17 protein-coding genes are annotated in these 20,954 nt (G+C 72.3%); 8 read left to right on the plus strand and 9 right to left on the minus strand.

What is annotated here, in order from left to right; translation table 11 throughout:
- From E1166_RS11720 to E1166_RS11740, 5 genes are all read left to right on the plus strand, one after another.
- The coding region (locus tag E1166_RS11720) for a glucuronate isomerase (RefSeq protein WP_207914175.1) at positions 1-821 on the plus strand (821 nt) is incomplete at its 5' end.
- On the plus strand, positions 818-2,122 hold the full coding sequence (locus E1166_RS11725) for an enolase C-terminal domain-like protein (RefSeq protein WP_132338384.1): 1,305 nt from the start codon (positions 818-820) through the stop codon (positions 2,120-2,122). The genes E1166_RS11720 and E1166_RS11725, both read left to right, overlap by 4 nt.
- On the plus strand, positions 2,113-3,603 hold the full coding sequence (locus tag E1166_RS11730; protein WP_207914177.1) for a mannitol dehydrogenase family protein: 1,491 nt from the start codon (positions 2,113-2,115) through the stop codon (positions 3,601-3,603). Before E1166_RS11725 ends, E1166_RS11730 begins: the two co-directional genes overlap by 10 nt.
- Complete coding sequence (locus tag E1166_RS11735; protein ID WP_132338388.1) at positions 3,600-4,778, plus strand: Gfo/Idh/MocA family oxidoreductase; 1,179 nt, start codon at positions 3,600-3,602, stop codon at positions 4,776-4,778. Before E1166_RS11730 ends, E1166_RS11735 begins: the two co-directional genes overlap by 4 nt.
- Before the next feature lie 63 nt (positions 4,779-4,841).
- Positions 4,842-6,194 (plus strand): pectate lyase, encoded by a 1,353-nt coding sequence (locus tag E1166_RS11740; protein WP_132338390.1) that lies wholly within the window; start codon positions 4,842-4,844, stop codon positions 6,192-6,194.
- A gap of 186 nt (positions 6,195-6,380) precedes the next feature.
- Here E1166_RS11740 and E1166_RS11745 read toward each other — a convergent pair whose 3' ends face one another.
- Complete coding sequence (locus E1166_RS11745; RefSeq protein ID WP_132338392.1) at positions 6,381-6,644, minus strand: hypothetical protein; 264 nt, start codon at positions 6,642-6,644, stop codon at positions 6,381-6,383.
- A 154-nt stretch (positions 6,645-6,798) separates the two neighbouring features.
- Between E1166_RS11745 and E1166_RS11750 the strand changes: the two genes are divergently transcribed.
- A complete protein-coding gene (locus E1166_RS11750; RefSeq protein ID WP_132338394.1) occupies positions 6,799-7,224 on the plus strand; it encodes a hypothetical protein in 426 nt (141 codons plus the stop codon).
- A 94-nt stretch (positions 7,225-7,318) separates the two neighbouring features.
- Positions 7,319-8,035: an HD domain-containing protein gene (locus E1166_RS11755; RefSeq protein WP_132338396.1), complete on the plus strand. Its 717-nt coding sequence runs from the start codon at positions 7,319-7,321 to the stop codon at positions 8,033-8,035.
- Here the strand turns inward: E1166_RS11755 and E1166_RS11760 are convergent.
- From E1166_RS11760 to E1166_RS11775, 4 genes are all read right to left on the minus strand, one after another.
- Positions 8,032-8,445 carry a hypothetical protein gene (locus E1166_RS11760; RefSeq protein ID WP_132338398.1) on the minus strand — a complete coding sequence of 138 codons (414 nt, stop codon included), beginning with the start codon at positions 8,443-8,445 and terminating at the stop codon, positions 8,032-8,034. The genes E1166_RS11755 and E1166_RS11760 overlap by 4 nt on opposite strands.
- Positions 8,446-8,705: 260 nt before the next feature.
- A complete protein-coding gene (locus E1166_RS31500) occupies positions 8,706-9,086 on the minus strand; it encodes a barstar family protein (RefSeq protein WP_207914179.1) in 381 nt (126 codons plus the stop codon).
- Between the two features lie 56 nt (positions 9,087-9,142).
- The gene (locus tag E1166_RS11770) at positions 9,143-9,514 is read right to left on the minus strand and encodes a ribonuclease domain-containing protein (RefSeq protein ID WP_132338438.1); all 372 of its coding nucleotides are present in this window, start codon (positions 9,512-9,514) and stop codon (positions 9,143-9,145) included.
- Between the two features lie 239 nt (positions 9,515-9,753).
- Entirely contained in the window at positions 9,754-10,209 is a 456-nt protein-coding gene (locus E1166_RS11775; RefSeq protein WP_132338400.1) for a GNAT family N-acetyltransferase, read from the minus strand.
- An 88-nt stretch (positions 10,210-10,297) separates the two neighbouring features.
- On the opposite strand from E1166_RS11775, the gene E1166_RS11780 reads away from it, so the two are divergent.
- Positions 10,298-10,825, plus strand: coding sequence for a hypothetical protein (locus tag E1166_RS11780; RefSeq protein WP_132338402.1), 528 nt, complete (start codon positions 10,298-10,300; stop codon positions 10,823-10,825).
- Positions 10,826-10,831: 6 nt separating this feature from the next.
- Here the strand turns inward: E1166_RS11780 and E1166_RS11785 are convergent, their stop codons facing one another.
- From E1166_RS11785 to E1166_RS11800, 4 genes are read right to left on the minus strand one after another with little or no spacing between them, the layout of a single operon-like run.
- The gene (locus E1166_RS11785) at positions 10,832-12,934 is read right to left on the minus strand and encodes a DEAD/DEAH box helicase (RefSeq protein WP_132338404.1); all 2,103 of its coding nucleotides are present in this window, start codon (positions 12,932-12,934) and stop codon (positions 10,832-10,834) included.
- The gene (gene brxD, locus E1166_RS11790; RefSeq protein WP_132338406.1) at positions 12,934-14,259 is read right to left on the minus strand and encodes a BREX system ATP-binding protein BrxD; all 1,326 of its coding nucleotides are present in this window, start codon (positions 14,257-14,259) and stop codon (positions 12,934-12,936) included. The genes E1166_RS11785 and brxD overlap by 1 nt, the downstream gene beginning before the upstream one ends.
- Positions 14,256-16,973 (minus strand): BREX-2 system phosphatase PglZ, encoded by a 2,718-nt coding sequence (gene pglZ / locus E1166_RS11795; RefSeq protein WP_132338408.1) that lies wholly within the window; start codon positions 16,971-16,973, stop codon positions 14,256-14,258. The genes brxD and pglZ overlap by 4 nt, the downstream gene beginning before the upstream one ends.
- 41 nt (positions 16,974-17,014) lie before the next feature.
- Positions 17,015-20,743 carry a phage resistance protein gene (locus tag E1166_RS11800; protein WP_132338410.1) on the minus strand — a complete coding sequence of 1,243 codons (3,729 nt, stop codon included), beginning with the start codon at positions 20,741-20,743 and terminating at the stop codon, positions 17,015-17,017.
- Positions 20,744-20,954 lie beyond the last annotated feature (211 nt).

The raw sequence follows: 20,954 nt of genomic DNA on the forward strand, positions 1-20,954 counted from the left end.
ACATGGAGTTCGACCGGTGGCGGGACAACGTCGACCGGCTGGGCGAGATCGCCGGCGAGGACACCGGGACGTACGCCGGCTACCTGGCCGCGCTGCGCGCCCGGCGGGCGGCGTTCATCGCGGCCGGGGCCACCTCCTCCGACCACGGCCACCCCACCGCCCGTACGCTGGTGCTCGACCCGGCGCAGGCCGCCGCCCTGTACGACAAGGGCCTGCGCGGTGCGGCCGACGCCGCCGACGCCGAGGCGTTCCGGGCGCACATGCTGGTGGAGTTCGCCCGGATGTCGCTGGACGACGGGCTGGTCCTGCAGCTGCACCCGGGCGCGGCCCGCAACCACAACCGTTGGCTGTACGCCCGGCACGGCCGGGACGTCGGCGGCGACGTGCCGCAGGCCACCGAGTACGTGCACGCACTCGCCCCGCTGCTGGACGCCCACGGCAACGACCCCCGGCTGCGGGTGGTGGTCTACACCCTCGACGAGTACACCTTCAGCCGCGAGTTGGCGCCCCTCGCCGGCGGCTACGCCGCGCTCTACCTCGGCGCGCCCTGGTGGTTCCTGGACTCCCCCGAGGTGCTGCGGCGCTTCCGGGAGGCGGTCACCGAGTCGGCCGGCTTCTACAACACCGCCGGTTTCGTCGACGACACCCGCGCGTTCTGCTCCATCCCGGTACGCCACGACGTGGCCCGCCGAGTCGACGCCGGTTTCCTCGCCCGGCTGGTCGCCGAACACCGGCTGACCGAGCACGAGGCCGCCGAAACCATCGTCGACCTGGCGTACCGGCTGCCGAAGAAGGTCTTCAAACTGGGGGATTTCTCATGAGTGTCCGGATCGCCGGCGTCGACGTGCACGACGTCCGCTTCCCCACCGCGGCGGCCGGTGACGGCTCCGACGCGATCAACCGGGGTGACTACTCGGCCACCTACGTCGAGCTGCGCACCGACGGCGGCCCGACGGGCGCCGGGTTCACCTTCACCAACGGTCGGGGCAACGAGATCACCTGCGCCGCCGTCCGCGCCCTGGCCCACCACGTGCGGGACCGCACGGTCGAGGAGATCACCGCCGCGCCGGTGGCCTTCTGGCGGTCGCTCGTCGCCGACCCGCAGCTACGCTGGCTGGGCCCGGAGAAGGGCGTCATCCACATGGCCACCGGGGCGCTGGTCAACGCGGTCTGGGACCTGCGCGCCAAGCTCGCCGGCAAGCCGATGTGGCGCTACCTCGCGGAGTTGTCCACCGAGGAACTGGTGGCCAACGTCGACTTCCACCACATCACCGACGCGCTCACCCCGGCGGAGGCGACGGCCATTCTGGACAAGGGCCGCGACGGCCTCGCCGACCGGCTCGCCGAGCTGGAACGCGACGGGTTGCCCTCGTACACCACCTCCGTCGGTTGGCTGGGATACCCGGACGACAAGGTCCGGGCGCTGACCCGCGAGGCGTACGCCCAGGGGTGGCGGGCGATGAAGATGAAGGTCGGCGGCGCGCCCGAGGACGACCTGCGCCGGGCCCGGATCATCCGCGCCGAGATCGGCCCGGACGCGCTGCTGATGATGGACGCCAACCAGGTCTGGGACGTCGACGAGGCGATCGCCACCATGACCGCGCTGGCCGAGGTGGACCCGTACTGGATCGAGGAGCCGACGCACGCCGACGACGTGCTCGGTCACGCCCGGATCGCCCGGGCGGTCACCGAGCTGACCGGCGGCCGGTGCCGGGTCGCCACCGGCGAGGTCGCCGCCAACCGGGTCATCTTCAAGCAGCTCCTGCAGGCCGAGGCGATCGGCGTGATGCAGATCGACGCCTGCCGGGTCGGTGGGGTCAACGAGGTCCTGGCGGAACTGCTGATGGCGGCGAAGTTCGGGGTGCCGGTCTGCCCGCACGCCGGGGGCGTCGGCCTGTGCGAGTACGTGCAGCACCTGACGGCGTTCGACTTCCTGCGCGTCGGCACCAGCCTGGAGGGGCGGATGGTGGAGTACGTCGACCACCTGCACGAGCACTTCGTCGACCCGGTGCGCACCCGCGGCGGCCGCTACCTGCTGCCCACCGCCCCCGGCTACAGCACCACCATGAAGCCGGAGTCGGTCGCCGGGTTCCGCTTCCCGGAGGGTCCGGCATGGCGGTGAGTGTCAGCACGGAGCTGCTCGGCCTGGCCACCCTGCGGCGGTTACCCGCCGAGAGCCGGCCGCTGGTGCGTCCCGGCACGGTGGCGGCCGGCGTCGTCCACCTCGGGCTGGGTGCGTTCCACCGCGCCCACCAGGCGGTGTACACCGAGACGGCGATCGGCGCGGCCGGCGGGGACTGGGCCATCGTCGGGGTCGCCCCGCGCAGCACCACGCTGGTGCGGGCCCTCGCGGCGCAGGACGGCCTGTTCAGCGTCAGCACCCTCTCCGCCGAGGCCGCGGCTACCCGGGTCATCGGGTCGCTGGCCGGGGTACGGCACGCGGCCAGCGACCCGTCGGCGGTGGTCGCCCTGCTCGCCGACCCGGCGATCCGGGTGGTGACGCTGACGGTCACGGAGAAGGCGTACCAACTCGACCCGGTCAGCGGGGAGCTGCGCGCCGACGCGCAGTTGACCCTCGACCTGACCACCGACCGCCCGCCGCAGACCGTACCCGGGTTGCTGGTGCGCGGGCTGCTCGCCCGCGACGCCGCCGACGCCGGACCGATCGCGCTGGTCAGCTGCGACAACCTGCCCGCCAACGGGCGGCGACTGCGGGAGCTGGTGCGGCAGGCGCTGGTCCTGGCCGGCGTCGCGGACGCGACGCTGGAGCGACTCGCCGCGCAGGTCACCTTCCCCGGCACCATGGTGGACCGGATCGTCCCGGCCAGCACCGACGAGACGCTGGCCACCGCCCGCGCCGCCCTCGGGGTGAGCGACCTGGCGGCGGTGGCCGCGGAGCCCTACACCCAGTGGGTGGTGGAGGACGACTTCCCCGGCGGTCGACCGGCCTGGGAGCGGGCCGGCGCGGTGCTCACCGACGACGCCGGCCCCTGGGAGCGGCTCAAGCTGCGCGGCCTCAACGGCGTGCACTCGGCGGTGGCCTACCTCGGTGCGGTGGCCGGCTGCGAGACCATCGCCGAGGCCCTGGCCCTGCCCGGCCTCATCGGGGTGCTGCGCCGGTTCGTCGCCGAGGACGTGGCACACAGCTTCACCCCGCCCGACGGGGTCCGGGTGGTCGACTACGGCGACGAGGTGCTGGGCCGGTTCGCCAACCCGGCGATCCGGCACCGCACCCTGCAGGTGGCCATGGACGGCTCGCAGAAGCTGCCGCAACGGGTCCTGCACACCATCGCCGACCTGCGCGCCGAGGGCCGACCGGCGCACTGGGGGTCGCTGGTCGTGGCGGCCTGGCTGCGGTTCCTCGGCGGGCAGGCCGACGACGGGCGGCAGTTGCCGCTGGACGATCCGCTCGCCGACCGGATCCGGGCCGCGCTGGCCGCCGCCCCGGACACCCCGGCGGGCACGGTGGACGCGGTCTTCGCGCTGCGTGAGGTCTTCCCGGCCGCGTTGGCCGAGGACGACCAGGTGCGGGCCGAGGTGACCGGCTGGCTGACCGCCCTGCGCGAGTACGGGGCGGCGGGCACCCTGGCGGGTGTCTCGTGAGCGGGTTGCCCCGGGTGGCGGTCGTCGGGGCGAACGGGCACGGCCGCTGGCACCGGCGGGTGGTCGCCGCGCTGCACGAGGCCGGCCGGGTACGGCTGGTGGCGCTGGTCGACGTGCGTCCGATCGAGGACGAGCCCGCCGCGCCGGTCCCGGCGGACGTCACGGTGCACACCGAGCACCGGGAGATGCTGGCGGTGGCCCGGCCGGACGTGGTGGTGGTCTGCACTCCGCCGCACACCCACCTGCCGATCGCCCTGGACGTCCTCGCCGCCGGCGCGGACGTGCTGCTGGAGAAGCCGCCGGTGCTCGACATGGCCGAGCACCGGACGTTGGTGGCGGCGCTGGCCGACACCGGTCGGGCCTGTCAGGTGGGCTTTCAGGCGTTGGGCTCGGCCGCGTTGGCCGAGCTGTCGGCCGCCATCCGGCGGGGTGTGCTCGGCACGGTCACCGGCATCGGCACGGTCGCGGCGTGGCAGCGCGCCGACGGTTACTACGCCCGCGCCCCGTGGGCCGGGCGGCGCAGCCTGGACGGGCGGCCGGTGCTGGACGGGGCGCTGGCGAACCCGCTGGCGCACGCGGTGATGCAGTGCCTGGCGGTGGCCGAGAGCGTCGTCGGTGCCCCGGTGCGCCCGGCCCGCATCGAGGTGGAGCGGTACCGGGTCCGCCCGATCGAGGTGGACGACACCGCGGCCCTGCGGGTCGTCGGCCACGCCGGGCCGCCGATCGTGGCCGCGGTGACGTTGGCCGGTGAGGAGTTCGTCGCCGGGGAGGTCGTGGTGACCGGCACCGCGGGCCGGGCGGTGCTGGAGTACCCGACCGACCGGCTGCTGCTGCCCGGTGACGACGCGCCGCGTACGGTGCCGGGCCGGCGCGGCCTGCTGGAGAACCTGGTGGCGCACCGGGCCGACCCGAGGGGGGTGCCGCTGATCGCGCCGTTGGCCCGGACCGCGCCGTTCACCACCGTGCTGGAGGCGGTCCAGGCCGCTCCCGAGCCGACGCTGCTCGACGGCGACCTGGTGAGCGTCAACGGGACCGGAGCGGACCGGTCGGTGACGGTACGCGGGGTCAACGCGGTCCTGCGCCAGGCAGCCGAGCAGGGTGCGCTGCTGTCGGAGTTGGCGGTGCCGTGGGCGGTGCCGCCGGTACGCGCAGATCTGACGGAAGGAGACGACTGACCCGGCCCACTGCGCGGGCTGCGGACGACGTACGGCAAACCTGGGACATCTCGGAGAGCACTCATGCGTCCACGACTCACGGGGGCGGCTCTGGTCGCCCTCTCCTTGGTCCTCGTGCCGGGCGCGGTGGCGACCGCGGCGCCCGACCCCACCGCGTCACCGCCCCGCTGGGCCGAGGCGTTCGCCCGGCAGACCCTGCCTCCCGGTGACGGCTGGGCCGCCGACGGGGTCGGCACCACCGGCGGTGCGGCGGCCACCGCCGACCAGGTGCACCTGGTCCGTACCCGGGCCGAACTGGTGCGCGCGCTGGGCGGCGACAACGCCACCAACAAGAGCAACGACACCCCCAAGGTGATCGTCGTCGACGGCACCGTGGACGGCTTCGAGGCCGACGACGGCACCCTGCTCGACTGCACCGACCTCGCCGACCCGGCGTATTCGCTGCCGGCCTACCTGACCGCGTACGACCCGGCGGTGTGGGGCCGGATACCGCCGAGCGGGGCGCTGGAGGCGGCCCGGGTGCGCTCGGTGTCCCGGCAGACGAGGCAGACCCAGATCAACGTCGGTCCGAACACCACCATCGTCGGGCTGCCCGCGGCCCGGCTGACCGGGCTGACCCTGATGATCGACGGGGCTGACAACGTGATCGTCCGCAACCTGACCTTCGACGACGCCCGGGACTGCTTCCCGGCCTGGTCCCCCACCGACGGCGACACCGGCAACTGGAACTCCCAGTACGACCAGATCTCGGTACGCCGCAGCGAGCACGTCTGGGTCGACCACAACACCTTCACCGACGGCGACAACCCGGACAGTGCCCAGCCGGTCCATTTTGGTCGCCCCTACCAGGTGCACGACGGGTCGCTGGACATCACGCACACCGCCAGCCTGGTCACCGCCTCGTGGAACCGGTTCGTCGGGCGGGACAAGCTGATGCTGATCGGCTCGTCGAACACCGTCGGCCCGGACGTCGGCCGGTTGAGGGTGACCCTGCACCACAACCTCTTCGACCGGGTCCTGCAACGGCTGCCCCGGGTCCGGTTCGGTCAGGTTGACGTCTACAACAACTGGTACCGCCTCGCCGGCGAGGGCTTCGCGTACGCCATCGGCGTCGGTGTGCAGTCCGCCGTGTACGCCGAGAACAACCACTTCACCCTCGGCGCCGGCATCACCGCCGGGGACCTGCTCTACGACTGGGGTGGCACCGCGGTCACCACCCGGGGCAACTGGGTACGCGCCCACGGCGGCCTGCCCCGCCCGGTCGACCTGGTCGCCGCGTACAACGCCGCCCACGACCCGGGCCTGGACTCCGACGCCGGCTGGACGCCGCGACTGCGTGCCGGTGCGGTGCTGCCCGCGCCGACGGTCCCGCTCGTGGTCGGTGCGCTGGCCGGGGCGGACCGACTGCCGCTGTAGGCCCGGGTACGCACCGCGCAATGCGTATCGCAGGAGGTGGGCCGTCGCGCCTGGCGCTCAGCGCGGCGACCCACCCTCCCACCACCGAAGGGTGTGTGGGTTCTCAGCAGAGGTGAACTGACACGGCCGGCCGACCAGCAGCGGACCAGATTCGGTGAGAAGCGCCAGGCTTTCTTGCTTCTCTCATCAGAAGGGGGGCGCGTCCTCGCCCATCAACGCCAGCACGACGCCTCCCTTCCCGCTCTTGAGGCTCTGGACCACGACCTTGCCGGTGCTGCCGTCGGGCAGCTCCAAGGTAAAGGTCTTCCCGACCGCGTTCTTGGGGCCATGGCCGGCGCTGTTGGCGGGTCGGAAGTCACCTGCCCACGGCGGGGTCCCACCCTTGCGGGCGGGCTCGGCGAAGAGTGCGGCGGTGCCGGGGGTCCGGGTGCCGTCCGAGGAAAGAAGCACTGAGGCACTGCGATAGGTAGCCATATACGCCAAGACTATCCCGGACTCCGCTGGTTCGCGTCACAACAACCACGCCGCGACGCGAGCGGCACGGGGAGCGAGCTTGATCTGCCCGCAGCCCTTGGGCTGACCGTGCGTTGGCCGCAATACCCAGATGGCGAAGCTGGGCGGCCTCGTCGGCGAATGGGCGACGAGGATGTCGGATGCCTTCTTTCTCGAGCCACCGGGCACCGAGGTGCCGGGTACCACCACGATCGAGTGGCTCGGGGAGTCGCTACTGGTCGCGCGGTCGGAGTTCGGCGGGGGCCGGCAGCCGCGTTCCGAGATGGGTCTCGTCCTCGGACGCAGCGACGCGAACGATCGGTTCGTCGCGCTCTACCAGGACGACCGCGGCGTCTGCCGCGAGTTTGCCATGACCTTCGACGACGGGCACTGGACGATGACCCGTGAGGACCCGGACTTCCACCAGCGGTTCATCGCCGACGTCGAGAAGGACCGGATTCTCGGCCGCTGGGAGGCGTCCGAGGACGCGGGCAAGTCCTGGCGGAAGGACTTCGACCTCACCTTCGAGCGCGCCTGAAATCTGGCGCCTCCGATCGACGAGCACCGCGCATCGCACGTCGTCCATCCGACGCCGCCCCCTCGGGACAACGAAGATCGGCTATAAGTGGGGGATGGATCTCCCGCCGTACCTCGCCACCATGCCGATGCACGCGATCACCGAGATCCACGGTGAACGCGGCCTGTTGGCGCGGTTCCGGCTGGAGATCCGGGCCTTCGACCCGGCGGCCCGGGACCGCCTCACCGAGGCCCTCGACCTCGCCGCCGACCTGCACCGCGACGACCGGCGGGCGCGGGAGCCGTACCTGAACCACCTGCTGCGGGTGTCGATCCGGATGATGCACCACTATCAGGTCCGCGACGTCGACGTGATCGTCGCCGGTCTGCTGCACGACACGGTGGAGGACCATCCCGACGAACTGGCCGGCCCTGGCGCCAGCGATCCGACAGCGGCGGCGCTGACCGCCCTCGCCGCCCGGTTCGGTCCGCGCGTCGCCCGCCTGGTCGGCGCGGTCACCAATCCGCAGTACGACCCCGACCGTGACCGGCACGTCCAGTACCGGGAGCATGTGGCGGCCAGCCTGGAACGGGAGCCGTGGGCGCGGGTCATCAAGGTCTCCGACTTCACCGACAACGGGCTGGGCCTGGTCTACACGATCGGTCCGAAGGTGGCCCGGTCCGCGGCGAAGTACCGACCGCTGGTGCCGGTGTTCCGGGACCTGATCTCCCGACCCGACACGCCCCTGCCGGCACCGGTGAAGCGGCACATCTTCGCCCAGCTCGACCTGGCCGAGGAACGGTTCAACGCGATCCTCGACGCGCCGAACTAGGTCCGGCGCAGTGCCCGGGTGGTCCCGGCCGCGATGGTGGTGACCAGGACGAGCCCGCAGGCCATCAACGCGTACGCCACCCACACCGTCTCCCCCACCGGCTCGAACGCCGACTCCTGGCGCAGGTCCACCAGCGGCAGCAGCAGGTCGACCGTGTAGACGGGCGCGCGGAACCGCACCGGGCTCGCCGGGTTCAGCGGGGTCGGCGGCACGGCCGTGAAGACGGCGGTGCCCACGGCGGCCAGCGCCACCAGCCAGAGCGCAGCCAGGGTGGGCCGGTAGCCATAGCCCTCCACGACGGCCCTGTCGGCCCAGATCCCGGCCAGCCGCGAACCGGCCAGGTCGATCTCCCGGGTCCGCGCGCCGACAAGCTCGAAGCGGTCGGTGAGGTCGCAGCGGCTCAGCCGCACCGGGTCTCCGCGTAGGAGAGATTTAGCGCGCCGGTGATCTCGGCGCCCACCAGGGCCAGGGCGGCGAGCTGCCCCGGCTCGGCGGACGCCGCGCCGGGGCAGCAGGGCCCGGATGACGGCCGCCCGCACCGTACGGTCCTCGGAGTCGGTGAGGTCGACCAGGCCCTTGGCGCGGGAACGCCGCCCAGAGCGCCCTCTCCGGGGCGGTCAGCTCCAGGTCCACCCCGCCATGGTGGCCGCAAGCCCGATGCGCGGCGGCGTCAACCGGCGGTGACCCGGCGACGCAGCTCGGGCAGCCGCTCGGGCGCGGTGCGCAGGACGACCCGAACCTGGTGACGGCCGTGCGACCAGACATCGTCGAAGACGTCGAGCAGGGCGACCAACTGCGCGGGCGGCTCGTCACCGAGGAGTTGGTCGGCGTCCTCGACCGTCAGGGCGAGCGGACCGGCCTCGACCAGGTCGAGCAGGCAGTCGGCCAGGGCGTCCCAGTTGTGCCCGAAGTACCCGGGCAGGTCGAGGGTCTCTGCCAGTCGGGTGAACAGTTCGGCGCGGGTCCGCGCGGCGGCACCCGGGACGACGCCCGTACCGTCGCCCTGCTCGGCGGTCAGTTCCAGCCACGGCGGCGGTTCGGTGGTGCGCATCCGGTCATCCTTCCACCGGTCGGGCCGGCTGGTCCCGGCCCGACCGCGGGGCGCTGTCAGAGCAGGTAGAAGTTCGCGTAGTGGTCGGGCGAGAACCAGGTCTTCCCGGTGCTCCTGTTGACCACGATCCGGTAGGCGTCGCGCGACGCCCCGTACGCGCGGGGGTAGACGTCGTACTCGTAGTAGGTGGCGTCGGCCGGCAGTTGGCCCTCCCGGTTGTAGAACCGGCCACCGGCGAAGTTGGACAGCCCGCCGCTCCAGGCGTACCAGCCCCGGCTGGTCGGGAAGCCCTTCGCGGCCCAGCCGGAGCGGGCGGTGCGGGCGTCCGCACAGCGGGCCATCGTGCAGGAGTTGTAGACGGCGGCCGAGGCGGAGTCGGTCACCGTCGGCGCGACCACGCTCGGGCCGACGAGTGCCGCAGCGACCATCGCGGCGAGCAGGGCGAACGTGCCGACCAATCGGCGCAGGCGGATCAGCGGGGCGGACGGGTCCACGGTGCCTCCAGAACGTGGGACATCGAAGATGCTCGTCCAGCAGTCTCGACGCGGCGGCCTGCCGGCGTACAGGCCCACGCCGAAACTAATCGATGAACGTCCGATGTCCGCCGACGGTCGGCAGCCGAACGGGGGCTCCCCGAGCGCCCGTCGTCACTCCCGCGGCCCCGCACTCAGAGATCCAGGACGCCGACGGTCTGGCCACCGCTGCGCTCGCCGGTCGGCCGGAAGCCCAACCTGAGGTAGAACGGCTCGGGTCCGCCGTCGCGCGGCTCCCAGGTGACGTACGCGTGGGTGCCGCCGCGAGCGCGGATCTCCCGGCAGACGGCCTCGACGGCGAACCGACCGTAGCCGTTGCCCTGGGCCTCGGCGGCGATGTTCAGCCGCCACAGGCCGGAGCGCCGGTCGTCGGGATCACGGTCGGGATTCCAGGGGATGTCGAGGAAGGCCATCAGGAAACCGACCAGCCGATCACCGTCGTAGATCAGCCTCGGCCACGCGTACTCCGGGTAGACGTACGCCTCGGCCAGCGACTTGACCACCGGCTCGACCAGGTCCTCCTGGTCGGGGTGGACGGACAGCGCGAGCGCCGCCTCGTAGTTCTCCTGGGTGATCGGCTCCAGACGCATGCGGCGCACCATAGCGGGCGGAGGCGGCCGAGCGCCCCGCGTTATTCGTCGGGTCGGGGTGACCGTGGTGTCGCCGCCGGGTGGCAGGATGTCGGGTGTGGACTGGATGCCGCTGCTGAGCACCGGGGCGGGGGCGCTCATCGCGCTCTCCGGCAGCTTCCTGGTCGACCTGCGCCGGGAACGCGACACCCGCGCACGGGACCGCGATCTGGACCGCTGGCGCACCTGCGTGGACTTCGCACTCGCCCTGGACGCGGCGCACACGGCGCTGCGGTCCGTGCCAGCGGGCGACCGGCAGGCGGCCAGCGTGGCGATGACCGAGGCCGGGGCGTACCAGGCGCGCGAGCGGCTGCTGATGTCCGGCACACCGGACCTGGTGGTGGCCGGTGAGGTGGTCTTCCACCGCCTGGTGGCGATGCGCAAGCTGATCGGCGCGGGCTCCGACCTACGCTCGCCCGCCGGGCACGAGTCGTACCACGAGTTCGCCGAGGCGCTGTGGACATTTCGGATGGCGGTCCGCCAGCACTTCGGGCACCGGGTGATCCCGCCGGGAACGCTGGCCCGCAAGGACTGGTCGGAACGGCACGAGTGCACGTACTGCGCGACGCCCACCTGACCCGTGTCAGAGGTAGGCGAACCGGACCGGTTCGCGCAGCACCGCCGCCGCCGATTCGACGTCGGCGAGCCGGGCGGCGAGGGTCGCGCTGGCCAGTCGAGGTGGTAGCGCGGCGCTGAACTTCAGCCCCGCGAGCGCCTTCTCGGTCACGTCCGGCAGGCAGATGCGCTGCTCCGCGTCCGCCGTCGCCGTCCGCCACATCTCGCGGTCGAGGTCGTGGCGCAGCCGGATGCAGGCGTCGTCGTACCGCTGGGTCGGGTCGGCCAGGTCGTTCAGGGTGGCGATCAGGGTGGCGTTGGCCCGGAAGCCGGCCCACGTCCACCAGCGAACCTCGCCCTCCCGGTCCCTGACGATGACGGACCCGCCGGGATGCACTGCCGCATCGGTGTCGTCGCGCAGCGCCGCGAGGCGGGTGTTCGCCCGGGCGGTGAGCATGACCGCCGGTTCGGCGCCGAGCAGCACGTCGCGCATCGCCCGGACCATCCGGTACGACAGCCCCTGCGGCGACCCACCGGTCATCCACAACGCCTTTCCTCCGCCGTCCGCCGGCTCGACGAAACAGCGCCGCCGCTTCCAGTCGGTGTGGGTGACCCGCCAGCTTCGGCCGGCGAGCAGGAGCAGGCGGGGCCCCTCGACCTTCGCCGTGAGCAGGGCCGGGTCGGTCCAGCCGATCTCGGTTCGTCCGGACAGCACGGTGAACTGGGGTGGAGCGGTGAAGACCGCGAGCATGTCCATGAAGTGGCGGCGTCCGAAGCGCCGCTCGGCCTCCGGACCGATGAAGAGCATGCCGGAGTCGGCATCAAGGTAACCGTGCTCGACCAGGTGGCGCACGATCACCTCGGCACTGCGGTCGAAGGGTGCCAGTCCGTTCCACTCCTGCGGCCACAACCGGTCGCCCACCCGGTGCCGTTGCAGCGCCAGGGCGAGCACCTGCTGAGCCACGATGTGCCGGGGCTCCGGTGGCGCGGCGACGGCCTCCACCCATCCCTGCTGCCACAGCAGGAGCAACCCGGCCGCTCTCAGCAGTCCGTCGCCGTCGAGGGCGAGGAACAGACAGTTGCGGGTGCTGCCCACTCGTCGTCCGGTCCGTCCGATGCGCTGGAGGAAGGCCGCGACGCTGCGCGGAGCGTCGATCTGGATGACGCGGTCGAGGTCGCCCACATCGATACCCAGTTCCAGCGTGCTCGTCGCGACGATGACACAGTCGCGTTCCTGGGCGAATGCTTCCTCGGCCCGGTGACGCTCCTCGGCCGACAGCGACGCGTGGGAGAGGTACGTGCGGACGCCGAGCGCGGTCAGCCGCTGACCGAGTTCCTCGACCAGCGCCCGCGAGTCGCAGAACACCAGCCTCTTCTCACCCCGGTGCAGCGCTGCGATCACCTTGGCCGCGTTGTGCAGCGACCCCACGTAATCCAGTTCGACCTCACCGGCCGGCGCTGTGGTGGTCGCTGTGGTGCCCGGGGCGACCACGTGGCCCGTTCGCCGTCCCCGTCCGGAGCCCTGCAGCCATGCCAGCAGTTCCCCGGGGTTCCCGACGGTGGCGGAGAGGCCCACCCGTTGCAAGGGCCGCCCGGCCACCCGGCTGAGCCGCTCCAGCACGGCCAGCAGGTGCCAGCCCCGGTCGTCGCCGGCGAAGGCGTGCACCTCGTCCACCACCACCGCACGGAGTTGCCGGAAGAATCCCCCCTCGTCGACGGTGGCGCTGACCAGCATCGACTCCAGCGACTCCGGCGTTGTCAGCAGCACGTCCGGTCGGTCGCGCAGGATGGTGCGCCGTTGGGCCGCCGTCACGTCGCCGTGCCACAGGGCCGCGCGGCGGCCCAGCCAGCCGGCGTACGTCTCCAGTCGCGGCAGCAGGTTGTTCAGCAGCGCCTTGAGCGGGCAGATGTAGAGCACCGAGGTGCCCGACCAGTTTCCCTCCGCCATCCGGGACAGCAGGGGAAACATCGCCGCCTCGGTCTTCCCGCCGGCGGTCGGTGCCAGCAGCAGCGCGTCGTCGCCGTCCAGCAGCGGGCGCACCGCTGACTCCTGCAGAGGGCGCAGGCCCGGCCATTGCAGCGTGTTCACCACATGGTGCAGCACGACGGGGTGCAGCAGGTCAGCGTCCATCAGCTGTCGGCGGCGAGATCGAGTGCGATGTCGCCGGCCCAGCTGGCGTTGCGTTCCACGTCGGTCAGCTCGGTCGCGGTGAGGGTGGGGGCGTAATGCTGTCGGGGATCGAAGGTGTCGAACTGGTCAACCCGGTCGAGCACGTCTCCGACCAGCTTCTTCAGGAACAGCCGCGGCGCGACGCCCACTTTCCCGCCGAGCCCGCCGGCGACCGCCCGGGCCAGGTTACCGAGGTAGGCGTCGTCGACCCGGGACGCGACCCGCTCCGGTGCGGCCGAACCGTCGGCGTACAGGTCCCGGACCCGGGCGCCGAGTTCGACCAGGGAGTCGATGGTGAAGCCGGTGAGGCGGATCTGCACCGCGCGGGGGTTGTCGAAGCGGGCATCAGTGGTGAAGTCAACCGCGAGCCGCTGAGCCAGCGGGGCGAGGCGCTGCACGCCCTGCGGCCCGTCGAAGAACGCCGGGGTGCCGGTGATCAGCAGGTAGAGGCCGGGGAACCGGCCGGAGTGCACCTCGTCGATCAGTTGGCGCAACGCATTGAGCGCCTTGTCCCGGGCGTCGGAACGAACCCGCTGCAATGTCTCCACCTCGTCGAGCACCAGCAGCAGCCCTGGATGCCCGCTGTCGCGCAGCACGACGAGCAGCCCTTGCAGGAAACTCAGTGCCGCGAAGTGGTCGAGGTCGCCCCGGACACCGGCGACCCGGCGGGCCGACGCCGCGACGTGGGGCTGCCCACCCAGCCAGGCGAGCACCCCGTCGGCGGTGGCGTGGTCACCGGCGAGCGAGGCACGCCGGTAGCCGCGCAACGCGGCGGCGAAGGCGGGCGCGCTGCGGTTGACCGTGGCAAGCCGCTGGTCGAGCAGCACCCCGACGGCACGGTCGAGGGCCGCCACATCGTCCGGTGCCACCTCCCCGGCGGCCAGGACGTCCTCCTCCAAGGCGTAGAACCAGCCGTCCACCACCGGCCGGAGGGCGCTGGGCGGGAAGGCCGCCGTGGTGAGCCGCTCGGTGAGCCGCCGGTAAACGGTCTCCAGCTTGTGCAGCGGTGTCTCGTTCTCGGAGATCTGCACCTCGGCGGTGGCGAAGTTGGCGCGCTTCGCCCGCTCGGCGATCCAGCGGGTGAAGAACGTCTTACCGGAGCCGTACTCGCCGCGAACGGCCTTGAACACCGCGCCACCGGCGGCGACCGCGTCCAGGTCCTCGCTCACCGCGGTGTCGAACCGATGCAGCCCCACCGCGAGGAGGTCCAGTCCGGCCGAGGGGACAGCGCCCCGTCGCAGGGCGTCGATCACCGCCCGGCGCCGGGCCGGGCTCACCCCGTTCATGCGTCACCGTCCGGCAGCCCGAACTGGGTACGCAGCAGCGAAATGTCCAGCCGCACGGTCCGACCATCGTCGATCAGGGACAGAACCGGGTAATTGTCGACGTTGAAGATCCGCTGCAGAGTGATGACGAACCCGCCGGCCCGGGCCGGCAGTTCCCCGGCCCGCTGCGCCAGCACCGCCGCCGGCAGCACGCCCTTGGCCTCCACCAGCGCCCGCATGGCCGCCTCGATCTTCCCACGGTCGATCCGACGCGGGGTCAGTCCATGCTGGGCACCGAAGAGTTCGGTCGCGAGCAGGGCGGTGACCAGGTCGCTCCCACCGGTCGCGGCAGGTGCCGGCGCCGGCTGCGGCACGTCGAACAGGGCATCTCCGGTCACGACGGGGGGCTTGCGGCGCGACCGGGACCCCGGTGCCCGTGCCCGGGCCGGCTCGGGGGGGCTCACCGCCGGCGCGCCCACCTGCGGCTGCCACCACTCGGGCCGGCGCCCCTCGACCGGCACCCAACCGGCGGGCACGTCGCTGACGTTGGGCAGCAGGTAGGCCAGCAGCGGGACGGTCACCTCGGCCAGCGAGGCGCCGCCGTGATATCCAGCCCTGGTCGGCCGGTACCGTCGCAGCGGGTCCCACAAGGCGATGATCCGGTTCTGTTCGGCCACCACGCGAGGGCCGCTCAGTTCGATCTCACCCGGGCCGGCAGGAGCCGGGCCGGTACGGTGCCGCGCCGACACCGCATCGGTGGACCGCACGTACTCGCCGTCGCGTTCCAGGACATGGCCGTGGTCACTGGTGATGAGCACCGCGCGGCCCGTGTAGCTGGCCAGATCGAGCAGGCTGCGCAGGAACCCGACGTCGGTGAGCTGCCAGCCCGGTTCGTCGCCCTCCCGGCCGTACGCGAGCGCGTCGTCGACGGTGTTGATGACCACCGCGACCAGGCGTGCCGGATCGGCCATCGCGGTGCGGATCTCCTCGGAGAAGACCTCCCCGGCGCTGCCCCGGGCCGGCCCCTTGTGGAAGATCCTGGCGCCGGCCCCCCACCGTCCCTCGGCGAACAGGCGCAGCTCGGTGTCCTGGTTGCCGCTGCGCAGCGCCCCGGCGAAGAGGGAGGTCCGGGAAACTGCGGTCAGCGTGGGCAGGGCGGCCACGACACCGCGACGCCGACCGGCTGCCCGCCCGCCGAGCGGGTCGTATTCGACCCACTGCTGGGACAGTTCCTGGGCGAGTTCGGCGGCCACGGCCGCACTCATCCCGTCGAGGACCACCAGCAGCACCGGACGCTGCGCACGGATCAACGGCTCGACGACTGTGGGGAGGAGGTTCTCGATGGTGAGGAGATCACCGTCGTTACCCGGCCCGGCGGTGGCCCATGCCGCCAGCCGGCGCGCGAAGGCGCCGTCCAGGTCGCGGCGCCGCTGCTGCGCACGGTCGTGGACGGCCCGGAACGCGGCCCGCAGGTCGGGGTGGATGTCGTCACCGGCCCACACCTGGTGAAGGGCCCGGTCGACCCAGCCCCACTCCTCGATGTGTCGCTGCACGCCGTCGGCGACGCTGGCCGGCGGCGGAACGTCGCTGGCGAGCCACCGGACGAGTCGCTGCGCCATCCGGATCCGGTGGATGCGGCCGGCCTCCGACTCGGCCAGCAGATGCCCGTCCAGCGCCTGGACGGCCTGGTCGAGCGCGGGGTCCGTCGGGTCGTCCAGGCCGGCCAGCAGCGCCCGGGACACCGCCTCGACTCTCCTGGTGAATCCGGTGCGCAGGATCGCGCTGTGCCCGGCGATGCCGGTCGCGCCGAACTGGATGAGCAGTTCCTCTGCCCGGCGCAGGACGGCGTGGCCCTGACGGCGGGGTGCGGCGGAGTCGCCCCGGCCGCGTTCGCCGGGGGCGGCCAGCAGCCCGGCGACCACCTGCACGGCCGCCTCGGCGAAGCTCCGTACGGTGGCGTCGTCGTTGAGGTGACCGAAGTGCTGGTCGATGCGCCCCTGGATCCGCCCGGCGTCGGCGGCGTCGGTGCTCCAGACCGCGTCGCAGACCAGGCCGAGCGGCAGCGCGTCGGCCCCGTGCCCGGCGGCCACCAGGGCGAACAGGGCCCGCGCGGGGCGACCGAACTGCTCGATGAGCCAGTTCGTCAGGCCGTCCCGCTCGGCGGCCCGCAGCAGCGCGAAGGCGTCCACCGCTGCGGGTTCGGCGCTCCACCGCAGTAGGGCAGCCACGTCGAGGTCGTCCGAGTTCTCATCCCGGCGTTCGAGGCCGAGCCGGACGGCTGCGAGGTGCCGCAGCGCCACGTCGCGGGTCAGCACCCGGCTGCTGAGCCTCGGCCAGCCGGCGGGGGGCATGGCGTCGAGCAGGGCCTCCCCGGCCCACGACTCCTGTTCGAGGGCGCTGTCTGGCAGGTGCGCGCCGAATGCCTCGACCACCAGATCCCAGGGTTCGACGGTGATGACCTGCTGCCGGAAGATGCGGCTGCGGACCCCGAGCCCCAGGCGCGACTCGGGCACATCGGTGAGCAGCACCAGCACCTCGTCGGCACGGTCGGCGACGAGACGCTCCCAGACGGCCAGCGGCGACACGCACGCCGCGACCCGGGCCAGCCGCCCGTCGGGCAGCGGCAGCGTCGGTTCGTGCGGCCAGGCCGGCTCCGCGCGCAGCACCATGACCGGGTACGGGTCACCGTTGCGGTGCCGGTCGAGCTGTTGCACCACCTTTTGGTGCAGTGCCACCGGGCTGACCCGCGGCGCCTGCGACCGTGCGGCTGCCTGTGTCACGACACGATTCTCCAGGTCACCTCGATGGTGCCGGCGGGGTGGGCGATCGCGGCGGTACGCAGCTCGTCCAGAGCCTGATCGAGTTCGGCCGCCGAGGCGGTGGCCTGTCCCGTCACGACGGTGCGACCCGGCCGGTCGTCACGGGGCGGCGGCGCCGAGCCGGTGCCCGCTCGCTCCTCGGTCGACTCGCTGCGACGGGTCGCCCGGCGGATGAGCGCGATCGCGGCGGACTGCGCCCGATCGAGGGCCGGGGCGAGCGGTGCGGTCAGTTCGTCCGCCGCCCCTACCTGACGCAGCTGCGCGAGGATCGCCGTGGCCTCGGCCGCGAAGGGCTCATCGAGCCCGGCGATGATGTCGAAGTTCTCCCACGACGTGGCCGCCAGCGCCGCGCACACCTGAGCGGCGCTCTTGATGCTCCTACCGGCACGGTCGGCCGGCCCGCCGAGTTCGGCGCGGGCGAGGCGTTCGACGGTTTCCGCCGGCGACCGTCCATTCGCCAGCCTCTCCAGCAGGTCGGCGCACGCCCGGGCGGTCGCCAGGCGGCCCGCCTCGGCGTCCCGGTCGATCCCCAGCCACTTCGCGTACGTCTCCAGCGCGCCGACGAGCTGGTGTGCGGCCTCCCTGTGGCGGGCGGCCTGGGCAACCAGGTCACGGCCGAACATCGCCACGAGACGGCCCCGGCGCAGCGCGACCGGCTGGAAACCGAAGATCGCCCCCGCCCGCGTCCGCGCTCGCTCCCAGTCCTCCTCGCCGGGCAGACTCTCCTCGCGCAGGGTCAACTCACCGGTGATCTTCCCGAGTTCCGGGCTGACCGGGCTGCCGTGCAGGTAGAAACCCCGGTCGGTCTGCTCGGCGAAGGTCGCCACCACCAGCTGGGCAACGATCGGGTCGAGGCCCCGCGCCTTGGGGTCGTCCATCCACCGGAGCAGGTCGGTCACCCGCAGTTCGCCGCCGATGCCCTCGCTGGCGGCCTTCTGGTGGAAGTGTTGGGACCACTCCCCCTCAATGACGAACGCCGCCTCGTGCATGGTGCCCAACCTCAGCGGATTGGCGATGCGGCGCATGGTCTGCCGGTGCGCCCGTTCCACCTCGACGCGACCCTCCGGCGACTCGACCGCCCGCCGGACGTGGTCGAGGACGACCTTGACCTCCTGCTGTCGTACCGGGTCACCCTTGCGGTCGGGGTCGAAGTCGGGGTGCGCCGGGTACTGCTCGCTGAGCATCTGGTCCCCGATGCTGCGCAGGGCGTCGTTGAAGGTGGCGCCCATCGGCAGTTTCGGTTCCAGCGCGCGGGTCAGCGACTGGAGGTGGTCGTCGAAGCCGAGCTGCACATCGGTCGGGTGTTTGGTGGCCAGCCCGTACGCCTGGCGCAGCACGCCCTGCATCTTCGCCAGCAGCGCACTGCGCTGGTTGGTGAGCGCGCCGTGGGCCCGCCGCCGGTCGTCGGGGTTGAGGTGCTCGGCGTGGCTGTCGAACCGCTGGCCTTCGAGCAGCTTGTCGATGATGACGAGCTTGCCCAGCTCGTTGCGGCGCTCCACGGTGAGCGCCGCCGGGATCCAGCAGACGGTGCGGGCGGTCGTCCGGCCGAGCAGATCCTGCACGCGCTGCCGGTCGTCGGCCGGGCCGTGGCTGCCGTCGTCGAACGGGTAGTCGACGATCACCCGCCAGCCGGCGGGGTCGTTCGGGTGGAATGTCTCGTCGCGGATGTCGTGGGGGTCCCGGACGTTGCCGTAGACCAGCTCGATGACGCGCCGGCTGCCCCGCCAGGTCAGGCTGGCCTCGGTGAAGAACGAGTCGCTCCACGGCACCCCGAGCTGCTGCCAGAGCAGCCGCTGGACCATGTGCTTGCGGGCGCCCTCGTTGTCGTAGTGCTTGGCGGTGGCGAGCACGCTGTCGACGTCGACGCCGACCAGTTCCAGGGAGACGACGGGGTCGTCGCCCTCCCCGATGCGGATCTCGGGGAACTGGCCGGCCCAGTCGGCGAGCTTGCGGTTGACCTGGGCCACCTCGCCGCCGGGGATCGGGCTGGTGATGCTGCCGTGGTTCAGCGCCGACAGGCGTCGCCCGGTGAGGTTGCGCAGCGCCGGGACGCTCGGTGCCAGGGCGGCCAGCAGCAGCGTCTTGACCAGCCGGTCGTCGCCGGTGAAGGCGCGTACCCGGCCGGCCGTCTCGGCGGGCAACGGGTCGCCCCGGCGGGCGGCGTCCAGGTCGTCGTCGGTCAGGCCGTGCTGCCCGAGCAGGTACGGGCGCAGCTTAAGGTCGTAGAGCTTCTGGGCCATCTCGAACTCGACCTTGAGCTTCTCGGTGAAGGGCTGGTCGCCGCCGCCGCTGATCACGTCGTAGAGGTCGCCGAGCGGCACGAGCTGCCCCAGGCGCAGCGTCTCCCGGCGGTCGACGAGAAGCTGACGCATGAGCTTCAACGCTGTCCGCGAGCGCTGCAGGGCACTGGAGACGTGCACCAGGGTCGAGACGAAGGCCGGGCTGAACGGGTAGGTCGAGCGAAAGGCGTCCACGTCCGCGCCGCTGGCGGCGTCCGTGCCGAGCAGGGTGTCGAAGACCTCCCGCCGTACCTTGGTGGTGGCGTCGAACGCCTTGCGAATCGCCTCGGCGGCCTCGTCGGTGAGCGGTTTGAGCAGGCGGCGGCGGGCGATCTCGGGAAGGTTGCGGTCCTCCAGCTTGATCACGTCGAACCGCCCGCTGGCCAGGTTGAGGGTGTCCTGGTAGCTCAGCTCGTTGGCGCCGACGACCTCTTCACCGACGAGTTCGCGCAGGTCCCGCTGCCGGGCGATGAAGCTGATCACCGGGATGGGCCGGCGGGTGTCGCCGCCCTCCACGAAGTTGGTGATCTTCTGGATCTCCCGGGAAACGAACTGCTGGTCACCGATGGAGTTGGCCAGCCAGAGGATCAGCTCGTCGAGGAAGAGAATCAGCCCGTCGTACCCGAGTTCCTTGGCGTGCCGGCTGATCTCGGTCAGGCCCCGGTCGAGGGAGATGAACGCCTCGGCGTCCTCCCGGGCGTTGCTGAAGAAGCCCACATTCCAGCTGGTCAGTAGGTCGTTGACCAGCTTGCGACGCAGTTCGTCGCGGTAGTCCGCGCCGAACGCCTGGTCGAGCCGCTCGGGGGTCCAGAACGCCTCCGTGTCACCCCACTCGTCCTCGACGTCCCCACCGGGCAGCCCGGCGATGAACTGCTCGTCGCCGATCTTCTCGCGCAGCGAGGCGGCCTGGGCCAGCAGCGCGTCGGTGCGGTGCACCGCCGGAATCGGCGCGTCGGGGTGCAGCGCCCGGACCCGGTCGACGTAGCCGCCGAGCACCCGCTGCTCCAGCGACCGCGCGTCGAGCAGGTGGTACGGCACCAGGAGGAACCTGCGCCCGTCCAGCCAGACGCTGTGCTTGGCCACCAGCGGGGCCAGTTCGTCGCGGCCCCGGGCGGCCGGCTCGCCGCGCAGCAGCGCGTGCAGCACCGCCATGAAGTGCGACTTACCGGAGCCGAACGAGCCGTGCAGGTACGCGGCCTTGGAGGCGTGGCCCTCGACCGCCGAACGGATCAACCCGAGCGCCTCGTCGAAATTCCCCAGCAACCGGTCCGTGACGACATACTCGCGGAGGGTGGCGTCGGCGTCGGCGACGCTGTCGGCGAGCTTGAGCACGAAGTCGCTGGTGCTCGTGCGCTCCGGGATGTGGATGACCTCCCGGAGCAGGGGCGCGGAGGTGGGCGAAGACATGCCGTTCACCGTACCGAGAAACGCCGTGCCCGCACCGACTGAGGCGACCGCCATGCCATCTGATGACCGAAGGGAGGATCAGAGATGGCACCACCCGCCAGGCTCTCCCACCGGCGCTGCTGTCAAATCAACGACGGATCGCTCCCGGCCTTGTTCGGCAGCCGCGACTTTGCGAGCATGTCCGCTCAACAGTCGTGACCTGATGACCGAA

The organism is Micromonospora sp. KC213 (assembly GCF_004348325.1).
GTDB lineage: Bacteria > Actinomycetota > Actinomycetes > Mycobacteriales > Micromonosporaceae > Micromonospora.

Bases quoted from the DNA above. Each gene is read 5' to 3' on its own strand.
- E1166_RS11725 (WP_132338384.1), top strand. From the start codon at position 818: ATGAGTGTCCGGATCGCCGGCGTCGACGTGCACGACGTCCGCTTCCCC.
- E1166_RS11730 (WP_207914177.1), top strand. From the start codon at position 2,113: ATGGCGGTGAGTGTCAGCACGGAGCTGCTCGGCCTGGCCACCCTGCGG.
- E1166_RS11740 (WP_132338390.1), top strand. From the start codon at position 4,842: ATGCGTCCACGACTCACGGGGGCGGCTCTGGTCGCCCTCTCCTTGGTC.
- E1166_RS11750 (WP_132338394.1), top strand. From the start codon at position 6,799: ATGGCGAAGCTGGGCGGCCTCGTCGGCGAATGGGCGACGAGGATGTCG.
- E1166_RS11755 (WP_132338396.1), top strand. From the start codon at position 7,319: ATGGATCTCCCGCCGTACCTCGCCACCATGCCGATGCACGCGATCACC.
- E1166_RS31500 (WP_207914179.1), bottom strand. From the start codon at position 9,086: ATGCGCACCACCGAACCGCCGCCGTGGCTGGAACTGACCGCCGAGCAG.
- E1166_RS11770 (WP_132338438.1), bottom strand. From the start codon at position 9,514: ATGGTCGCTGCGGCACTCGTCGGCCCGAGCGTGGTCGCGCCGACGGTG.
- E1166_RS11775 (WP_132338400.1), bottom strand. From the start codon at position 10,209: ATGCGTCTGGAGCCGATCACCCAGGAGAACTACGAGGCGGCGCTCGCG.
- E1166_RS11780 (WP_132338402.1), top strand. From the start codon at position 10,298: ATGTCGGGTGTGGACTGGATGCCGCTGCTGAGCACCGGGGCGGGGGCG.
- E1166_RS11785 (WP_132338404.1), bottom strand. From the start codon at position 12,934: ATGGACGCTGACCTGCTGCACCCCGTCGTGCTGCACCATGTGGTGAAC.
- brxD (WP_132338406.1), bottom strand. From the start codon at position 14,259: ATGAACGGGGTGAGCCCGGCCCGGCGCCGGGCGGTGATCGACGCCCTG.
- E1166_RS11800 (WP_132338410.1), bottom strand. From the start codon at position 20,743: ATGTCTTCGCCCACCTCCGCGCCCCTGCTCCGGGAGGTCATCCACATC.